Origin of the sequence: Dyadobacter sp. SG02 (genome assembly GCF_900109045.1) — a bacterium.
Classification (GTDB): Bacteria; Bacteroidota; Bacteroidia; order Cytophagales; family Spirosomataceae; genus Dyadobacter.
On sequence record NZ_FNYL01000005.1, the window covers coordinates 57,224 to 75,432 of the forward strand.

Here is an 18,209-nt window from a genome sequence, read left to right on the forward strand (position 1 = left end):
CTACTATTTTGCCTGCAACTGCTCTGCCGTGCGCCGTTAAATCACTTAAATGCGACGATTCTTAGTTTTGTACAACACATACTTTTTAATTTAATTTAAAAAATACAATTTCTATGAATCAAATCAGCCTCACGTACGTTAATTTTGCAGTAGTAGAAATTGAAAACTGCTGATAGTGCAATTTCTGAGCGCCTTACCTTAAAATCGAAAAAATAAAAAAAATTATATAAAGATATTACCAGTCACACATCATGAATTATTCAATCTTTGCTCCTTCCGATTCAAGACGATATTTAAGATGGGCCGTTGCGGCCTTCTTCTTCGTGCAAGGGCTGAGCTTCGCCGCCTGGGCAAGCCGGATCCCGGATATTAAAAACATGTTGCACCTGACCGAAGGTGGTCTGGGTACCGTGCTTCTTGCGCTTCCGTTAGGTTTAATGGCTAGCCTGCCCATTTCCGGCTGGATGGTAACGCATTACGGCAGCAAAAAAATGGTGCTGATCGGCGCGATTCTCTATGCTATTACATTGACATTCATTGGTTTCGTCACCCGCACTGAGCAGCTTGTGATCGCTTTGTTCGCATTTGGGCTGTGGGGTAACCTCACCAACATCGCGGTAAATACCCAGGCCGTAGCAGTAGAACAGGTTTACGGGAAGTCCATTATGGCCTCATTTCACGGTTTGTGGAGCCTCGCGGGCTTCGTGAGCGCGATGATCGGCTCGCTGTTCATTTCGGTGCACGTTCCTCCGCATATCCATTTTCTCGTGATAGCATTGATCGCCTTTGCCATCATTTTCACGGCCTACAAACACACAATGCCGGATACGGAAAAAGAAGCAGGCGAAGAGCAGCCCATGTTCGTAAAGCCCGACCGTGACCTGCTTATACTGGGCCTGATCGGGTTCTGTGCGATGGTCTGCGAAGGCGCCATGTTCGATTGGAGCGGCGTTTACTTCCAGGAAGCGGTGCATGTGCCTGCTTCGATGACAACCCTTGGTTATGTGGCCTTTATGGGTACCATGACGGGCGGACGTTTCGCCGGCGACTGGTTGGCCAACCGCCTCGGACGTCGTAAAATGTTGCAACTGAGCGGCACTTTGATGGGTACCGGCCTGGCGATTGCGGTCGTTTTCCCGACACTGATCACTGCTACAATCGGTTTTCTGCTGGTAGGTTTCGGTGTATCGTCGGTTGTTCCGCTCGTTTACAGCGCCACCGGACGTTCGAAAACCATGTCGGCAGGCATGGCACTGGCGGCGGTCTCTTCTATCAGCTTCATCGGCTTCCTGATCGGCCCGCCGTTGATCGGTATCGTGGCGCAATTTGCCAACCTTCGCTGGTCGTTCGCGATCGTGGGTGTGCTGGCGACGCTGACCGCTTACTTGTCAACAAAGGCCCGTTTGATCGACTAAGACCTACTGGTATATATTTTTCACTCCCGGAAGAGGATAGCGGCAACGTTATCCTCTTTTTCGTTTGTAAAGCTCAAAACCTATGAAAAAACTCAGCCTGGGCATTGGCCTTCTGCTCCTGTCGCTCACCGCGGTAAACGCGCAAAACGACACGCTGCGGCCGCTGGATATGAATTTGGAAGCGTATACCTACCCTTTTCCCGTCAAATATCTGGAATTCGAATCACAGGGCGAAAAGCTTCGCATGGCGTACATGGACGTGCGCCCCGCGCGCGCGAACGGACGGGCGGTCATGCTCCTGCACGGGAAAAATTTCAACGGTGCCTACTGGGAAGAAACCGCCAAAGCGCTGTCCGGAAAAGGATTCCGTGTGATCATTCCCGATCAGATCGGCTTCGGGAAGTCGACCAAACCCCTGCATTACCAGTATTCATTTCATGATCTGGCTGCCAATACCAAAAAGATCCTTGATAAGCTCGGCATTACGAAAGTAGCTGTCCTTGGGCATTCGATGGGCGGAATGCTGGCTACCCGCTTTACATTGATGTACCCGGAAACGGTCGAAAAATTCATTCTTGAAAACCCGATAGGTCTTGAAGATTATAAGGTGAAAGTGCCGTTCCAGCCGGTGGATAAATGGTACATGAGCGAGTTGAAAAGCGATTTCAATTCTATTAAAAACTACCAGCTGAATAGTTACTATGATGGCAAATGGAAGGATGCTTATAATAAATGGGCAAACTTGCTGGCTGGCTGGACGCTTGGAAAAGACTACCCGAGAGTGGCCTGGAACAGCGCATTGACGTACGACATGATCTATACACAGCCCGTATGTTACGAATTCGGGCAAATTAAGGCCCCTACGCTGCTCATCATCGGCCAGCGCGACCGGAGTGCCGTCGGCAAGAACCTGGCGCCTGAGAATCTGCGAAAAACACTCGGAAACTACCCGGAACTCGGTAAGCAAACCAAGGCGAAGATCCCGAATAGTGAATTAGTGGAGCTGGATAATATCGGTCATTTGCCGCATATCGAGGATTTCAACCGATTTATTACGCCGTTGATTCTGTTTTTGGAGAAGCATTAATAGATAGTTTACAATTATTAATAATGTAAATTACAAATATAAATTACATTACTAAATGCCGTACCTACCGCGAACAGTGCGGCATTTTTCGTCCGCAGGCAGGCAGGCGACGATTACACCGGTCAGTGCGTTTCGAGTCAGAATGAAACGTAACGTTCTGCCGCCCCATCGCTGCCGTTACATGCCTGACGGCATTTCCCTCACTCACCGGAGGCTACGGACGCTACCAAGGTTACGTCGCTATGCGATTGGGTCATCACAATCCAATGCTCTTAGGTACGTAACATTGATAGCAAAGGCAATGAACGCATGAAGGATGTCAATGTCGTCAGGCGTGTAACAGCAAGCGCCCCACCTCGTGCGAAGGCAAATTAATCACCCCAAAAACTGGCTGACATAGTTACGGCTGGTGAGAATGGCGCTTTTAACATCTGTAATATTGCCTTCATAAGCCTTATCTTCTACTTCGATTACGACGGGACCACGGTAGCGTACGTCTGTCAATGCCGCGAAGAAACCTCGCCAGTTTACATCTCCGAGACCCGGAAGCTTGGGAGAATGGTATTCCAGCGGGTTTGCCAGAATACCCACATTGTTCAATTCATTTTTATAAACTTTCGCATCTTTCAAATGAACGTGATGCAAACGTGATTTATAATTATAAATTGGCAGTAACTCGTCCATCATCTGCCATATCATGTGCGACGGATCGTAATTCAGGCCGAACAGTGGATCGGGAATGATTTCGAACATCCGGTCCCAAACCGCGGGGCTGATCGCGAGGTTCTTACCTCCCGGCCATTCGTCGTCGGTAAAGAACATGGGGCAGTTTTCGATGCCTATTTTCACATTGTTTTCCCCGGCCACCTTCACGATCGCCGGCCATACATCGGCGAATTGTGCCAGGTTGTCCTTAATGCTTTTGGAAGGATCGCGGCCTATGAATGTTGTTACGACAGGGATACCGAGCTTCGCCGCCCCGCGGATCACCTGCTTGATGTGTTCTATATAATACTCGGAGCGGTTCGGATCGGGGTCGAGCGGATTGGGATAGTAGCCCAATGCCGAAATGAAGACGCCCGCTTCTTTCAGCGTGTGTTTGATCGACGAGATCTTCTGGTCGGTAAGGTCATTGACATCGATATGTGTCACGCCCGCGTACCGGCGGCTGTCGGCGTTATCTGCCGGCCAACACATCATCTCTACACATGAAAAGCCATTATTCCCGGCAAATTGAACGACGTGTTCAAAGCTGAAATCGGCCAGGATTGCACTGTTAAAACCTAATTTGAGCATAAGGATTTAGTTTTTTGGCAAACATCCGCAAAAAACGACCGGGTTTCAAGGATTAGGGGAAATTCCCATCCAAAATTTCAGAGGCTTCATCAACACAGGGCACCGCCGGTAAATATCGGCCCCTATGAAATCCTGCGAATTTTAGTAATATTGATCCGACAAAAACAATGAACCTAAACACTTTATCACTTATGGCAGATTCCGAACCGGGTATTGGTAAAAAGATACTCAACTTTTTTATCAAGGATGCCGACGAAACGGCCCCACAGGGGCAAGCTCAGAAGCCGGCAACCGCAAATCCCGCTCCCGAACCGTCCAAATCAGCACCAGCGTCCGCCACGGTTACGAATGCAGCAGGCACAGGCCAGATCGACAAGAAGTTTACGGAGCATTTCGTCAATCTACTCGAAAAAGCCAATCTGCCCGGCCCCGACTATTTCGAATACAAACAGGCACTGCAAAGTATGGAAGGGCTCGGTTTGGGCGAAGAAAAGCAGTTTCAGGCGGCCTGGGCGAGCTTTAAGGCCATGGGTGGCGCAAAAGATACCGCCGTTCTGAAAACTTCCGCCGATCAGTATCTGGGAATCCTGGGCAAAGACCGCGATTCGTTCCTGAAAGACGTCGAAAAGGCGATTAAAGAGCGTGTGGGCGCGTTGCAGGACGAGCACAAGAAGCTGGAAGACACCAATGCGGCCTATGCGCAGCAAATCATTGACTTACAAAAGAAAATCGACGATAATAAGAACCGTCTGGGCCAGATTTCCGGCGAAGTTTCGGAACAAACGGCCAAGATCAATACCAATAAGGACAGCTTTGAGGTGACCTATGTAAGTTTTGTAGACCAGATCCAATCCGATCTGGCGAAAATCAATCAATATCTTCAATAAACCTGACAACTAAATCACAATGGCAACACCAGATTTCACCCAAATCGGCGGCTCGCAGGAGGACAACTCCAAAAAGTCCTATTGGAGCCGACCGGAAGGCATTACTTCGCTCCTCTTTATGGGAGGCGTAGGGGCCGTAGCCCTCTATTTCTGGAATAAAATCGCGGCTTTCCTGATCGAAGTGACCCAGAACACCTTGTACCTCGGCTTCCTGATGGCCGTACTCGCGCTCGTGATATTCCTGTTGACGAGCAAAGATGTCCGTACGGCAGCGTTCTTCCTCTTCAAATCACTGATGCGCAGCATTACCGGGCTGATCATCAAACTGGACCCGATCGCAATCATGAAGATTTATGTCGACGACCTGAAAGAGAAGCGTGAGAAAATGCAGGGACAGATCAACACGCTGGCCGGCCAATTGGTGAAGCTGAATAAGAATATCAACGAAAACAACGAGCGTATCAAGCAGAAATTCGCGGAAGCCAACAAGGCAAGCACAATGCTCGACCGCCCGGGTATGAAGGAAACGGCTTCGCTTGCGACGATTGAAGGTGCTGGTTTGCAGGAAATGAACGAGAAATTGCTCCCCTTGCAACGGAATATGAAGACTGTGCTGGAATTTATGGAAAAAGTAAACAAGAGCGCGGATTACATTATTAAAGAAACCGAGATTAAAGTTAAACTCAAAGAGGCTGAGTATAGAATTGTAAAGGAAAGCTCCAATGCATTGCGTACGGCAATCAGCATTTTCAAGGGTAATCCCGATAAGAAGTTTTACTTCGATGAGTCGATGGAATACATTCAGGACGATATGAGCCAGAAACTGGGCGAGATGAAACGTGCGATGGATTTGTCGCTGGACTTTATCAATGGTGTGGATGTGCAGAATGGTTTGCTATCGGACAAAGGCCAGGCCATGCTGGAAGCTTACAACTCGGGCCAGTTTAAACTGATCCAGCTGGATTCGCCGCAGCCTGTCACCCGTTCGATCGATACGCCGAAAGATTCGAGCTACAAAGGCTTACTGGATTGATAATTCTTCATTTATTCGCTTCATATTTTCCAATTTACATATCATAACACATGAAAAGACTAACAGTTGCCGGCCGGTTGATCATCACCGCGCTCATTTTGGGGGCCATTTTCGTAGGGTACAAATACCTCGGCGGGCAGAAAGCTTTGAACCAAATGGCCGAAGATCAGGCACAAAGCCCTCAGACAGAAGCCACGACCGACACCACGGAAAGCACCGCGTCTGATCCAGGCACTTCATCAAGCAGCGAAGCCACTACCTCGGGCGAGGGCGCATTCACGTACACATCACCCGCGCCTGTGGACGGGAAATTGAAGGGTGTGGTAGAACTCGGCGCCAGCGGTTTCAATTCATTTATCATCACAGTCGACAAGGAAAAACGCTGGAAACTGGAAAAATCGGAGTTCGGAAACAGCCTCGTAACGGAGAATATGGCTACGGACGAGGACGTACGCATTGGTCTGAAAAAGTATATCGGTAGCATGCTCGACTATGGCGTCGGTAACAAAGACATCCATTTCGTGGTAAGCTCCGGCGCCGCGAAAGCCGACGTAACTACCAAAATTACCCGCGTTTTGAAGTCGCTGGGTTATGTAGTAAACCAGGTAACGGCAGAACAGGAAGGCCAGCTGGCATTGAAATCCGTGCTACCAACCGAATATGCTGATAAGGCGTTTGTTGTGGACATTGGCTCAGGTAATACTAAAATCTCCTGGATTGCCGGTGGCAAGATCTCCGCGCTGGAATCCTACGGGGCGAAATACTTCCAGGACGGCACGGACGACTCGAAAGTGTATCAGGAAGTAAGCGCCAAAGCGAAGCAAGTGCCTGCCAGCCTGCGTAATACCTGCTTTATCATCGGTGGTGTGCCTTTCGAAATGGCGAAAGAAGTACGCAAAGGCAAGGAACGCTACACCACTTTGAGCGCTCCCCTGGCCTACTCCAAATTGACCAATGCCAAATCCAAAGCGGGTGTTAACATTTATAAAGCCGTAACCGACGCCACAGGCTGCCAGCAATTCGTATTCGACTGGGATGCTAATTTTACGATCGGGTTTTTGTTGGGGCTTTGATTATCATAAAATAAGAATATACAGAATGTCATGGTGAGCGCACGGGGCCGCCCGGCGCACACCATGACATGACGCATTATCTCCCCTTCCCCCGTTCCCCTAAACTAAAAATGACGCTACAACAATTCTTCGACTCCGTTTCATCCAATCCCTGGCCGGCAGTAGTTTACTTTTTGATATTGCCATTTGCGGCTTGGGTGGTGGGTATGGCGGCGGACGGGAGCCGGGATATTAAATTCTGGAGTATCGTTTACGCCATTCTCGTTTATGCGGTTTGCATTCCCGGCATTTTCGCGGTTACCCTCAACATTTACCTTTTCCTTTTCGAACGCCAGAGTATTTGGAAAGCCGACGTCGTTTTGCAGTATTTGCCTGTCATTTCCATGGCCGTTACCCTGATGTTGATCAAAAGCAAAATCCCATTCTCCCTCATTCCCGGTTTTGGGAAAATTTCAGGATTTCTTACCTTAATAGCCGCGCTCATCGGCGTGATGTGGTTTTTCGACAGAATCCACTTAGTAGCATTCACTTACGTTCCCTTTTCGGTCATTCTAATCGGTTTTGTACTCACTTTGCTAGCCATCAGGTTTGCATGGAGCAAATTGTTCTGAACAACGGCACGTATATTCAAATCTCCGTCAGCGACGAGCAGAAACTTTTCGCCCGTGAACTGGTCAACCATTCGATAATCCATCACCACATTTCGAACATTTGGGATAAGCATGCCGACCGCCTCGCGCAAACGCGCATGATGCGGTTTACGGGTACGCTCGGGGAGATCGTCTTCGCCGACTGTTATCATCTGCCCCGCCCCGCCCGCTCCTTTGGCGCCACCGACGGCCAGGACTGGGGCCAGGATTTCCTCATCCGCTCCGACACCGGAGATTTCGCCGTCGACATCAAGTCCATGAAACGCCGGTCCGGCATTCTCGCTGGTGACTACGTTCTGAACATCCCTTCCTCCCAGCTCCACAAACCCGGCTCCAAGACCTCGCATTACTTCTGCATTTCCTTCCACCAGTCCGAAACCGAAGGTACTATTGCCTCCCTGCTCGGGTTTATAGATAAGCAGGCATTGGAAAATGGCGAAACCGGAATGCTATATCGCGCAGGCACGAAGCGCACCCGCGCCGACGGAACTGTATTTTGCTTCAATGAACCGACTTACGAAGTGCTGTTTTCAGACATTGCACCGCCGGTAGTAACTAATTCGCTCCGCAGGATAAAGGGATTCAAGTTGTGTGAATTGAAATGAGTATGTTTTGTGCGTAAATTTGATTTAACATTCATCAACTGTTTGCGCTAACTTATGAAAACGTCGAGCGAAACGAAGAGCAAGCTGACATTGAGCGTCAGTAAGTCCAACTTGGAAAACGCCAGAAAATTTGCCGAACAACACGGCACCTCCCTCTCCTTTCTGGTAGACAGTTATCTAAGCAATTTCCAGCCAAAAGCACAGAAGACTAAGCCCCCTTATAGCATCAACGAGATGTTTGGTTTCCTGAAAGACAGCCCCATGAGCAATATGACCGACCGGGAAATCAGGGATATGATGATAAAGGATAAGTATGGTCTATGAGGTTGTTTATAGATACCAATGTTGTGCTCGACCATGCCTTTTCGCGTACGACAGGACAACCTTATGAAGCAAAATACATACTTTCGTGGGCAGATCAGCAGCGCGTGCCTATGTTTGTGTCTATCGGAAGCATATACACTTTTGCTTACATGATGCACAAAAATGGCATCCGAAGCAGTGAACTTACCAAAAGATTGTTGTCGTATCTGCACATATTTCAGGTGGCGGAACACGACCTGGGAAGCCTCCGGAGCGCCCTCGTCCGCAACTTTCGAGATGTAGAGGACGCATTTCAATATCAGTGTGCATTGAAAAACAACTGCGATTATCTTATCACGAATAATCTGCGCGATTATCGAGCTCAAAATGAAGAGAATATGATAATAATGTCCCCCCTTCATTTTATAACTGATAAGCTCAAAAAGCAAAAAGGCATCGACTTCTAAATGGCTTCACAAACCCGCACGTATGCGCGCAAAAAATTGCTGGGCCAGGTTTATACGCCGCTTCATATTGTCGACAAGATATTGCGGCATTGCGGCTTTTATGAAGCCGCTATAACCGAAAAGCGAATGCTGGATCCGGCTTGCGGTGACGGGCGTTTTCTGGTTCCGATGGCGGAGTTTATCATTCGGAACACGCCTTCAGAGCAAATTGCAGACAAATTGCAACAGTTACATGGCTGGGATGTCGATCCGAAAGCATTGCAGCAATGCCGTGAGAACCTCGACGCGCTCGTTGGGCCGCTTGGCATCTCTGTCAACTGGAATTTGCGCAAATGCGATGCTTTGAAACAATGGCGATCCAAAGAAAAGTTTGACCTGATCGTCGGGAATCCGCCTTACATCCGCATTCAGCATTTGCCTGAAATACAGCGGAAATACATTCAGAAGCATTACTCATTTTGCAGCACGGGTTCCACCGATGCATTTATTGCTTTTTTTCAGCTCGCGACCAGGCTACTCACAAACGATGGCGTATGCGGGATGATTACGCCCAACTCCTACCTCGTTTCGGAGTCCGGCGGACCGTTGCGGAAGTATTTTTTTAAGAATCAGAATTTAAAGCACATCACTAATTACCGTGATATAGCAGTTTTTGGCGCGGCCTCGACGTATCCGGCGATTACGGTGTTCGGCGGGCTCCGCACGAATGCTTTCCATTTCGAGCAATGCATTAACAACCGTTTTGAATACGAGGGACGCGATATTCCACATTTAGAATTGAAAAGCGATATGCCCTGGCAGCTTTCGGTCAATGAGCAGACTGAGCACGAAGGCCGGCGGCTGGGTGACATTTGTAAAATCTCCGTCGGGCTGACGACGCTTGCGGATGGCTGCTATTTATTCAATATCATCAGCGAAAAGAATGGCTTGGTCTATGCCAAAAACAAGAATGGCTTTTTCACACACCTGGAAAAGGATTTGCTCAAACCCATTATCAAAGGCTCTAAACTGAAAGCTGCGGACGACGCGGTTACGGAATATATTTTGTTTCCCTACCAAAAGAACGAGTCTGATAAACAGCGTATTATTCCGGAGGAAACGCTCAAAACTGAATTTCCTCAAACATATTCCTACCTGCTTAAAGTAAAATCGGAACTGGATCGTCGTGATAATGGGAAGCCTAATGCAGTGGCTTGGTATGCATTCGGGCGGGCACAGGGGCTGGACAATGCATTCGGCAAGAAGATCATTTTCTCTCCTATGAACCGCGAGCCCAATTTCATTTTGTACGAAAATCCGGACGTAACGGTTTATTCAGGTTATTTTATTAAATACGATGGTGATTATCAAACGCTTCTGGAACAGCTCAATTCGCAACGAATGGCCGATTTTGTGGCTATTGCAGGTCGGGATTTCCAAGGCGGGTACAAAGGCTATAACAAAAAGGTGATCGAGAATTTTATTGTCACCAATCACTCCTGAACTATGGATATTACTACCGCTATCGACCGATTAACCTGGCTTTGTCAGCACATTCCCGCGCTGATCGAGGCTATTCCCGTTGCAGAACTGGAAAGTAAGCCTGCACCCGAAAAATGGAGCAAAAAAGAGATTCTCGGCCACTTAATCGACAGCGCGGCGAACAACCATCAGCGTTTTATCAGGATCCAGTCCGAACACGAGCCCGTGATTTTTTATAACCAGGACGATTGGGTCGGACTGAGCCGGTACAACGATATCGCCGCGGAACAGCTGGTTGCGACCTGGAAACACTATAATCTTCACCTGGCAGCCATTGCGAAAGCGATTGCACCTGAAAACCTGTCGCGGAGCGGCGTAGGCAGGGATGGTCAGCCACACACGCTGAAATGGTACTTTGACGATTATGTCGACCATATGGAGCACCATCTGAGACAAATTGTAGCTTATTAACCGAAGGTTTTGCGAATTTATAAACCAAATAATCTATAAATAAACGAACGTTCATTTATATTTGCATCGTAGAAAATGACCTGTTACATTGAGACTCAGAGACGCGAACAAAGAGGCCCTGATCCGGGAAAAAGCCATTGAACTAATTGTAAACCACGGTTTCGACGGGCTAAGCATGCATAAACTTGCCAAAGCCGCAGGCGTATCGGTTGCTACTATTTACATTTATTTCAAAGACCGTGAAGACCTGATCCAGCAAGTTTACACCGACGAATCGCGCAAAATGACGGAAGCGACATTGCTGAACTTTGACCCGGACGCGCATTTCGACGAAGGTTTGAAGCGGCAGTGGATCAACCGCATGAATTATTGCCTCGAAAATCCGTACAGCATGACGTTCATGGAGCAGGTGAAGCATTCGCCGCTCGTGGAGCGTTCGACGGTGGATACGCGGTTTTTGCAGGCAATGCAGCGGTTTGTGCATAATGCCATCGACCGGAAGGAAATTATGCCATTGCCGGTAGAAATATACTGGTCCATCGCATTCGCCCCGCTTTACCAGCTTGTGAAGTTCCATATCGCAGGCAAAAGCATGCCCGGCCGCCCTCCTTTTGTTTTCGATGAAGAGAAAATCAACCTGACACTCGGATTGGTATTAAAAGCCTTAAAACCTTAACAAAAAGCTGAAACCGGTCCGCATCCTAATTTGTTTGCCATGAACGACCATAGAATTACCGAGGCGTTTGTGCTGGTTTTCAAAACCAACATCAACAACCCAAGACAAGTCAAATTGATCGCCAATACGCTGGATAATTGCCCCGACATCCTGAAATGGAACGTCGACCTGGGGGATATCGACAAGGTGTTGCGCATCGAGGCCACACACGCGAAATGCGGGCCCCTGATCGAGCTGGTCACCCGCGCGGGGTACGCATGCGAAGAATTAACAGACTAAAAATTTACAAAATCAAACTCTATGTCCGAATCCAAACCCACTTTTACCGGCTATGAAAAGTTTATCATAGCCCTTTTAGCCACTTTGCAGTTTACAGTTGTGCTCGATTTCATGGTGCTATCACCCCTGGGGTACATCCTGCTCGACAAATTATCCATTACCACCAGCCAATTCGGGCTCGTCGTGTCCGCCTATGCATTCAGCGCGGGCGGTTCCGGCCTTCTTACCGCCGGATTTGCCGACAAATTCGACCGTAAGAAGCTGCTGCTTTTCTTTTATGTAGGCTTCCTCGTCGGCACATTGTTCTGCGGCATCGCCCCTACTTACCATTTGTTGCTGGCGGCCCGGGTGTTCACGGGCATCTTCGGCGGGGTCATCGGCTCGATCAGCTTCGCCATTATCACCGATCTTTTTGAAATCGATGTTCGCGGGCGGGTGATGGGATTTGTACAAATGGCATTTGCGAGCAGCCAGGTTTTGGGTATCCCAATTGGGTTGTACCTCGCGAATAAGTTCAACTGGCACGCGCCGTTCCTGATGATCGTTGGACTCGGGTTGATCGTCGGCGTGCTGATCGTAACCCAAATGAAACCGATCGATGCGCATTTGAAGAACCCGCGGAAAGGCAATGCATTCCAGCACCTGGCCAAAACACTCGCCCGTCCCGATTACCTCCAGGGCTTCGCGGCCACTGCGCTCCTTGCCACCGGCGGGTTTATGCTCATGCCATTCGGTACCGCTTTCGGCGTGCACAACCTGGGCATTGCGGAAGCCTCGCTCCCGACGTTGTATATGGTAACCGGTATCTCGATGCTCGTGTTCAGCCCGATGATCGGAAAGCTGAGTGACAAAACCGGGAAGTACAAAGTCTTCCTGATGGGCTCGACCGTGACCTGCATCATGACCCTCATCTATTGCAACCTCAGCGTAACACCGCTCTGGATTATCATCGGTTTGAACGTCCTGCTTTTTGTCGGCATCACCGGCCGGATGATCTCCGCATCGGCGCTCATGACCGCCGTTCCCGACCCGGCGGACCGCGGCGCTTACATGGGCATCAACTCGTCGATCCAGCAAATCGCCGGCGGGCTCGCTTCGCTGCTTGCCGGATTCATTGTCTCCGAAACGAGCACAGGCTTCATTGAAAACTACCCGTTGCTGGGCGACGTCGTTGTGTTCGCGGTGATCGTAACTGCATTGCTGATGTACCGTATTCATAAGTATGTAGCTGTGAAATTGGCGGCAGTAGCGCCTGCTAACGCTCCCAATCCGGCGGTCTGATACTTTTTGGGTCAATCATTTTGTCACGCTGGGCGCGGTCGAAGCGCGGTATTGTACCGCGCTTCGACCGCGCTCAGCGTGACAAATGCATTAAGGGACGTTACTAATATTTCATTTACATTGATTATCAAATCATTATAAAATAATTACAAAAAAATTCTTTTAATACTTTTTATTCATTTAAAATGATTGATACATTTACCACGACAAAAACTTTTACGACTTTCTATTTATAAGGATTAGGGTTAAAAATATTTTACGTTTATTTACGTATCTGACGTGAAATAAACTATTAACTTTTTATACTTATAATACTTTTAAATGAAAATCATCAGTATTGTCAACAACAAAGGTGGTGTGGGAAAGACTACATCTGCCCAGAGTATTGCTGCCGGTCTCAGCAAATTTGCCAATGCACGTGTACTGGTAATTGACCTGGATGCACAGGCCAGTCTTACCAAAAGTTTCGGCATTCACCATGCGGGACTTAAAAAAGACAGCGGCTCGTTCATCACCGGCGAATACGAATTTGATGAGATCGTCAAACGAGTTGGAGACATTGATGTTTTGCCCGGATCAGCCGAAATGATCCACCGGGAAGACACGATCAAGTCGGCGCCCGTTTTTCCTTTCAACCTGAAAATTGCGTTGGAAAAAGTGAAGGACCGCTACGACTTCGTGATCATCGACTGCCCTCCCGCCCTCTACGGAAACACGAGGCTGGCATTGGTTTCTTGCCACCAGTATTATGTCCCGTTGCAGGCGGAGTTTTTGAGCTACGAGGGTTTACGGAACTTCCTGGTGTACTCGGCGGAGATCAAGAAGATCAGCCCCAGCACCAATCTCGGCGGCGTGTTCGCAACGCGCTACAACCCGAAGATCCGGAAGAAGATCAGCCACGAACTGATCATGGCGACCAGGGAGCAACTGGGTGAGGTTTTTATGGAAGCGTACATCCGCGATAACATCGCATTGTCGGAAGCGCAGGCCAGCGGAACAACGATCTTTGAGTATGCACCACATAGCAACGGAGCAGAAGATTATTATAAGTTAACAAAAGAAATACTGGAACGAATAAATAACTGACACGTATGGCAAAGGAAAGGAAGTTTGATTTTGCGCCACTACCGCTACCCGAAGTACAGGAAGATGAACCCGTCATTGCGATCACCCCGGCTCCTGCCGATGTCACTGACGGCGCACCCACCAAGGTTACCTTCGATTGTGATTTTGTGCTGATGGAAAATATGAAGGATTACGGTTACTGGGAAGGACTCACGCAAAAAGACATCATCATCGAATCCTTAAAGCTGTATTTCCAGGACAAAGAAATCCGTCCCCGCCCCGATAAGATACGCAACCGCACCAAAGTCGGCCGCAAGCCGAAATCGGCACTGGTATAAAAAACGAAAGTCTCCTGTGAGGGAGACTTTTTGTTTTCTATACATGCATAAGAAAATGCTTCACTATTGAACGGCGATCTTCCCGGAAACCTCCCTACCCCCATTTGTAAACCGGTACAAATACATCCCCGCCGCCACATTCAGCTTGATTTCCGTATGTTTCTCAAAAATCCGCGATAGCATTTCCCGTCCCGCCTGGTCGTACAGTTTAATATTGGATTTACCTCCCAAACCGGTTTCCACAGAAATGTAATCCCGCGCAGGGTTGGGCGAGACAGTTAACAGAACAGTCGGATCGTTCGGTACGGAAAGGATCGGATCGACTTTCACTTCCGTCTGAACCGTTTTGGAACAGCCGTTTACATCTGTCACTTCAACTTCGTAAAGTCCCGCCTGTTCGGGCTTCGCGTCGTTCAGGATAACATGTGCCCGTGCAGATGCAAAAAACATGGGTCCCCGCCACAAATAGGTGACACCTCCGGTCGCGGTAAGTTCGATGGCCTGCCCCTCGGTGTATGGGCCGCCGTTCGTGGCGGTGGCGTTTGGCAAGGGCATTGCTTTGACAATCGCCTCCGCTTTTCTGGTCGGCGAACCTTGTAAGTCACATGTTGCCGAATAGGTGGCCGTTTGCCCGGGTTTTACTGTGATGGACTTGCCGTTTTCGCCGGTAGACCAACTTGGCACTACCGGACAACCAAATGCGGTGAGCACTACCTCGCCGCCCGCACACACGGAATCTGCCGACGAGGCGATTCTGAATTCGACAGGAGCAGACGATTTAAGTGACCATGTTATCTCGCGCGTCCGATTCGCGCGGGCTTCATTACGGCGACTGTCCTTGGTGCTGTCGAAAACCGATACCGTGAGTGAGGCCGAATCCGGCACCTCGTTACTTTTGAGAATGACCTCCTCCCCCGAAAAAGGCAGTAGTCTCCCATTCAGGCGCCATTGTACCTGCAGGGTGTATGGGTCAGGATTTAACAGTTTCAGTTTGAATGTATTGTTATGGGCCACATCCACTCTCCCACCAGTCTCAGGTTCAAATTTTTCGATCGGGTTGACAAGTTCCAACAGCCTTTCGACAGTAGCCTCGCTGCAAACAGCGCAAAACTCCTGGTTCAGATATTCCATCAGGCAAGTTCCATTGGCGGGCTTGTGCCATTTTGCCGCGTCACCGTCAGAACCATGCTTATAAATGCCGATCGGTGGGTTGTTTAGCCAGTTTTTCCATCTCACTGTCGTCGGATCACTGTTGGTCGTCATATTAGCAGCTTCCATACCATAGCTCGAACCCGCCCAGTACTCGTCGCTCAAATGCCCAAACGTGTGCCCGATCTCGTGCACACCAATCGTGTTCGCATCCTTATGCAAGGTATGCACGGCAATCTGCCCGCCGGAACCTCCGTAATAATCGGTATTGGCAAGCACCACGACCAGGTCGTAAGTTGGAAATTGCGTGGTCATCAGGCCGTAAAGGACATCTAACTTGGTAACCTCCACCAACCGGTGTATCTGATGCCCGAAAGAAGTACCAAAAAAGGTATCCTTGTTACCAACCGGCTGGTCTTTGTAAGCGTCCGGCGCGTCGCCAGGATTGGTTACACCGCTCTCTTTGGACGGCGTACGAATGGCGAAAAAGTTGAAATAGTTGCGATACCTTTTATAAGGATTATAGGCAAGGAAGAAATCGGCAAACTTTTTCGCTTCGGCGGCAAACTTCGGCATTTGCCCCTCCGTAAATCCATCGCCCAGGATCACGACATTGATCCGGTTATCCAGCGGCCCTGTTTTGTAAAGTGTGTCAACCTGATATTGCTGACCAAAACTGGCCGCAGTAATGCAAATGGCGTATAATGTGGTTAAAATTCTTTTCATGGCTAATTAAAACTGAGCGTATAAATTTTCACGGAACCGCTTTCAGGTGTGACACTAAAAAGCTCTAAACGGTTGAGTCCGGGATACATCGGCATGCGGATGAATAGCGTACCCTCGTTCGCACGGATTTCCTCACGCCTCATATGGCCCGAAGGATCACTCACCTCAGCCGAATGGTAAAGCGGATGCTCAAATAGCATTTCACGCTCCACAGTACTCGTGTTATAAAGTGGTATGGCTTTTATGTGGGTCGGGAAATGTACGGGGCGATGGAGGTCCTTCATCTTTCCGTTGCCGACATTCGCGCTCGCAAGTTCGACGCGCTCATTGCCGCCCGGCTTGCCGGTAATGCGGAAGTTCAGGAAGAGAATGTGGTCGGGAGATCGTGTATCGTAATTGGGGAGTTCACTGACCGTCAGCACAGAGCGCCCGGACCGGCAACCGAGCATCAGCAAGCCGGCGAGCGCAATGGCGACCGAGGGAAATAAACGTAGCATGTGTGATTCAAAAAAAGCTGTACGAGAGTCAATGTACAGCTTTATTAACGAATTTCACAGCACCTGCATCACTTCCTCCATTTCGCGGATAGCTATCAAAATATCCTTTTTTTCCGTTCGATAATTTACAAACGCAGCTCGTATAGATGATTCGCCCGATAACAAAGTAGGCGTCATGAAAACTTTTCCACGGCGGTTCAATTTTTCCAGAAAAACAGCCATTCTTTCAGGTCCGGTTTTCAGACGAAAGCAAACTACATTCAGACGGACGGGCGCGAGTAATTCAAAATGTTCGCTGGATTGGATGTAATTCCCGAACTCCTGCGCGCGGTCTATGCTATGCTGCACGATCGATTCAAAACCGTTCCGGCCATACGCCGTCAGACTGAACCAGGCAGGTAATGCGCGGAACCGGCGCGAGTTTTCAGGAAGGAAATTGAGGTAGGAAAAATTCTCGGACGGGTCCCCGAGATAGGGTGCGTTGGAATTCTGAAAAGTGCTCACCTGCAAGCGGCTATGTTCCTTCCGAACCAGTGAAACCGCGCTGTCGTAAGGCACGTTCATCCATTTATGACAATCGATGGTAATGCTGTCGGCATGCTCCCAACCTTCGAGCAAATGCCGCTGGGATGGTACACAAGCCGCAAATCCGCCGAATGCAGCGTCGATATGCAACCAGAAACGGTACTTTCGTTTCAGCGCTACGATGGCCTGAATGTCGTCGAAGTCGACGGTATTCACAGTTCCTGCGCTGCAATTCACGATTACCGGTCTACCCTGATTATCAATGAGTTTTTGCTCAAAATCAGCCAGATCCATGGCCTCTCTCCCTGCCAACGTCTGAATGCGTAACACATTCTTACTGCCTATCCCCAGCATGGCCAGCGACTTGATAACCGAAGAGTGCGGCGTAGCGGCCATTACCACCAGATCGTCAGACACGCCCTCCCGCGAAATATCACGACCCGATTGATCACCGGCCCATTGCCTGGCTACGGCGAGCCCCGTGAAATTCGACATCGTAGCGCCCGTTACGAAGCCGCCGTTAAAGTCCTCCGGCAAATACAGGAGTTGGCACAGCAACCTGATCGTTTCCTTTTCGACGATCGCCGAAACGTCTCCCGCGCCTTGTGTGGATTGCGTATTCTGATCGTAAACCGCTGTGAGCCAATCACCGGCAATCGCGGCGGGTGTAGCCCCACCCGTCACGAAGCCCCAATACCGGGGCCCAGGGCTGGCTACCATTAGTTTTTCATAATGTTTCCGGAAAACTTCCAGGCTGCCCACCGCACCGATCCCTGTATCGGCCAGATCCTGGGAAGCCGCAGACTGATCCGAAACATAGGTCGGCACTTCACCGAGGTTATTCAGAAAATTCAAACTGGTACTTTTAACCCGATCCAATATCGATTCCAGGTTATTCAATTCATTTTCAAACAATTCAAACATA

General features: G+C 49.2%; 20 protein-coding genes. 16 read left to right on the forward strand and 4 right to left on the reverse strand.

Annotation, left to right across the window (positions count from 1 at the left end; genetic code table 11):
* The first annotated feature begins 251 nt into the window (after positions 1-251).
* A complete protein-coding gene (locus BMW93_RS13110) occupies positions 252-1,415 on the forward strand; it encodes an MFS transporter (RefSeq protein WP_090376434.1) in 1,164 nt (387 codons plus the stop codon).
* 82 nt (positions 1,416-1,497) lie between these two features.
* Positions 1,498-2,502 carry an alpha/beta fold hydrolase gene (locus BMW93_RS13115; protein ID WP_090376437.1) on the forward strand — a complete coding sequence of 335 codons (1,005 nt, stop codon included), beginning with the start codon at positions 1,498-1,500 and terminating at the stop codon, positions 2,500-2,502.
* 375 nt (positions 2,503-2,877) lie between these two features.
* On the opposite strand, the gene BMW93_RS13120 is transcribed toward BMW93_RS13115, so the two are convergent.
* Positions 2,878-3,798 (reverse strand): sugar phosphate isomerase/epimerase, encoded by a 921-nt coding sequence (locus BMW93_RS13120; protein ID WP_090376440.1) that lies wholly within the window; start codon positions 3,796-3,798, stop codon positions 2,878-2,880.
* Between the two features lie 191 nt (positions 3,799-3,989).
* Here BMW93_RS13120 and BMW93_RS13125 point away from each other — a divergent pair, with 191 nt between their 5' ends.
* From BMW93_RS13125 to BMW93_RS13190, 14 genes are all read left to right on the forward strand, one after another.
* On the forward strand, positions 3,990-4,685 hold the full coding sequence (locus BMW93_RS13125; RefSeq protein WP_090376446.1) for a hypothetical protein: 696 nt from the start codon (positions 3,990-3,992) through the stop codon (positions 4,683-4,685).
* Positions 4,686-4,704: 19 nt separating this feature from the next.
* Entirely contained in the window at positions 4,705-5,718 is a 1,014-nt protein-coding gene (locus BMW93_RS13130) for a hypothetical protein (protein WP_090376450.1), read from the forward strand.
* 50 nt (positions 5,719-5,768) lie between these two features.
* Positions 5,769-6,791: a hypothetical protein gene (locus tag BMW93_RS13135; protein WP_090376453.1), complete on the forward strand. Its 1,023-nt coding sequence runs from the start codon at positions 5,769-5,771 to the stop codon at positions 6,789-6,791.
* Positions 6,792-6,901: 110 nt separating this feature from the next.
* The gene (locus BMW93_RS13140; RefSeq protein ID WP_090376456.1) at positions 6,902-7,402 is read left to right on the forward strand and encodes a hypothetical protein; all 501 of its coding nucleotides are present in this window, start codon (positions 6,902-6,904) and stop codon (positions 7,400-7,402) included.
* Positions 7,384-8,046: a hypothetical protein gene (locus BMW93_RS13145; protein ID WP_090376459.1), complete on the forward strand. Its 663-nt coding sequence runs from the start codon at positions 7,384-7,386 to the stop codon at positions 8,044-8,046. Before BMW93_RS13140 ends, BMW93_RS13145 begins: the two co-directional genes overlap by 19 nt.
* A gap of 54 nt (positions 8,047-8,100) precedes the next feature.
* Positions 8,101-8,370 carry a DUF6364 family protein gene (locus tag BMW93_RS13150; RefSeq protein ID WP_090376462.1) on the forward strand — a complete coding sequence of 90 codons (270 nt, stop codon included), beginning with the start codon at positions 8,101-8,103 and terminating at the stop codon, positions 8,368-8,370.
* Positions 8,367-8,816: a PIN domain-containing protein gene (locus BMW93_RS36265; protein ID WP_090376465.1), complete on the forward strand. Its 450-nt coding sequence runs from the start codon at positions 8,367-8,369 to the stop codon at positions 8,814-8,816. The genes BMW93_RS13150 and BMW93_RS36265 overlap by 4 nt, the downstream gene beginning before the upstream one ends.
* Positions 8,817-10,298 carry an Eco57I restriction-modification methylase domain-containing protein gene (locus BMW93_RS13160; protein ID WP_090376468.1) on the forward strand — a complete coding sequence of 494 codons (1,482 nt, stop codon included), beginning with the start codon at positions 8,817-8,819 and terminating at the stop codon, positions 10,296-10,298.
* A 3-nt stretch (positions 10,299-10,301) separates the two neighbouring features.
* Entirely contained in the window at positions 10,302-10,748 is a 447-nt protein-coding gene (locus BMW93_RS13165) for a DinB family protein (RefSeq protein WP_090376472.1), read from the forward strand.
* A gap of 88 nt (positions 10,749-10,836) precedes the next feature.
* Positions 10,837-11,424 (forward strand): TetR/AcrR family transcriptional regulator, encoded by a 588-nt coding sequence (locus BMW93_RS13170; protein ID WP_218147688.1) that lies wholly within the window; start codon positions 10,837-10,839, stop codon positions 11,422-11,424.
* 39 nt (positions 11,425-11,463) lie between these two features.
* Positions 11,464-11,703 carry a hypothetical protein gene (locus BMW93_RS13175; protein ID WP_090376475.1) on the forward strand — a complete coding sequence of 80 codons (240 nt, stop codon included), beginning with the start codon at positions 11,464-11,466 and terminating at the stop codon, positions 11,701-11,703.
* Positions 11,704-11,724: 21 nt separating this feature from the next.
* Positions 11,725-12,984 carry an MFS transporter gene (locus BMW93_RS13180; RefSeq protein WP_090376478.1) on the forward strand — a complete coding sequence of 420 codons (1,260 nt, stop codon included), beginning with the start codon at positions 11,725-11,727 and terminating at the stop codon, positions 12,982-12,984.
* Between the two features lie 321 nt (positions 12,985-13,305).
* Positions 13,306-14,070: a ParA family protein gene (locus BMW93_RS13185; RefSeq protein WP_090376481.1), complete on the forward strand. Its 765-nt coding sequence runs from the start codon at positions 13,306-13,308 to the stop codon at positions 14,068-14,070.
* 5 nt (positions 14,071-14,075) lie between these two features.
* Positions 14,076-14,387 (forward strand): hypothetical protein, encoded by a 312-nt coding sequence (locus tag BMW93_RS13190; RefSeq protein WP_090376484.1) that lies wholly within the window; start codon positions 14,076-14,078, stop codon positions 14,385-14,387.
* 63 nt (positions 14,388-14,450) lie between these two features.
* On the opposite strand, the gene BMW93_RS13195 is transcribed toward BMW93_RS13190, so the two are convergent.
* The 3 genes from BMW93_RS13195 to BMW93_RS13205 are packed head-to-tail and all read right to left on the reverse strand — an operon-like array spanning position 14,451 to position 18,208.
* Positions 14,451-16,262 carry a M64 family metallopeptidase gene (locus BMW93_RS13195; RefSeq protein WP_090376487.1) on the reverse strand — a complete coding sequence of 604 codons (1,812 nt, stop codon included), beginning with the start codon at positions 16,260-16,262 and terminating at the stop codon, positions 14,451-14,453.
* A 2-nt stretch (positions 16,263-16,264) separates the two neighbouring features.
* Complete coding sequence (locus BMW93_RS13200; RefSeq protein WP_090376491.1) at positions 16,265-16,759, reverse strand: hypothetical protein; 495 nt, start codon at positions 16,757-16,759, stop codon at positions 16,265-16,267.
* A 54-nt stretch (positions 16,760-16,813) separates the two neighbouring features.
* On the reverse strand, positions 16,814-18,208 hold the full coding sequence (locus BMW93_RS13205) for a pyridoxal-dependent decarboxylase (RefSeq protein WP_090376494.1): 1,395 nt from the start codon (positions 18,206-18,208) through the stop codon (positions 16,814-16,816).
* Between the last annotated feature and the right edge of the window lies 1 nt (position 18,209).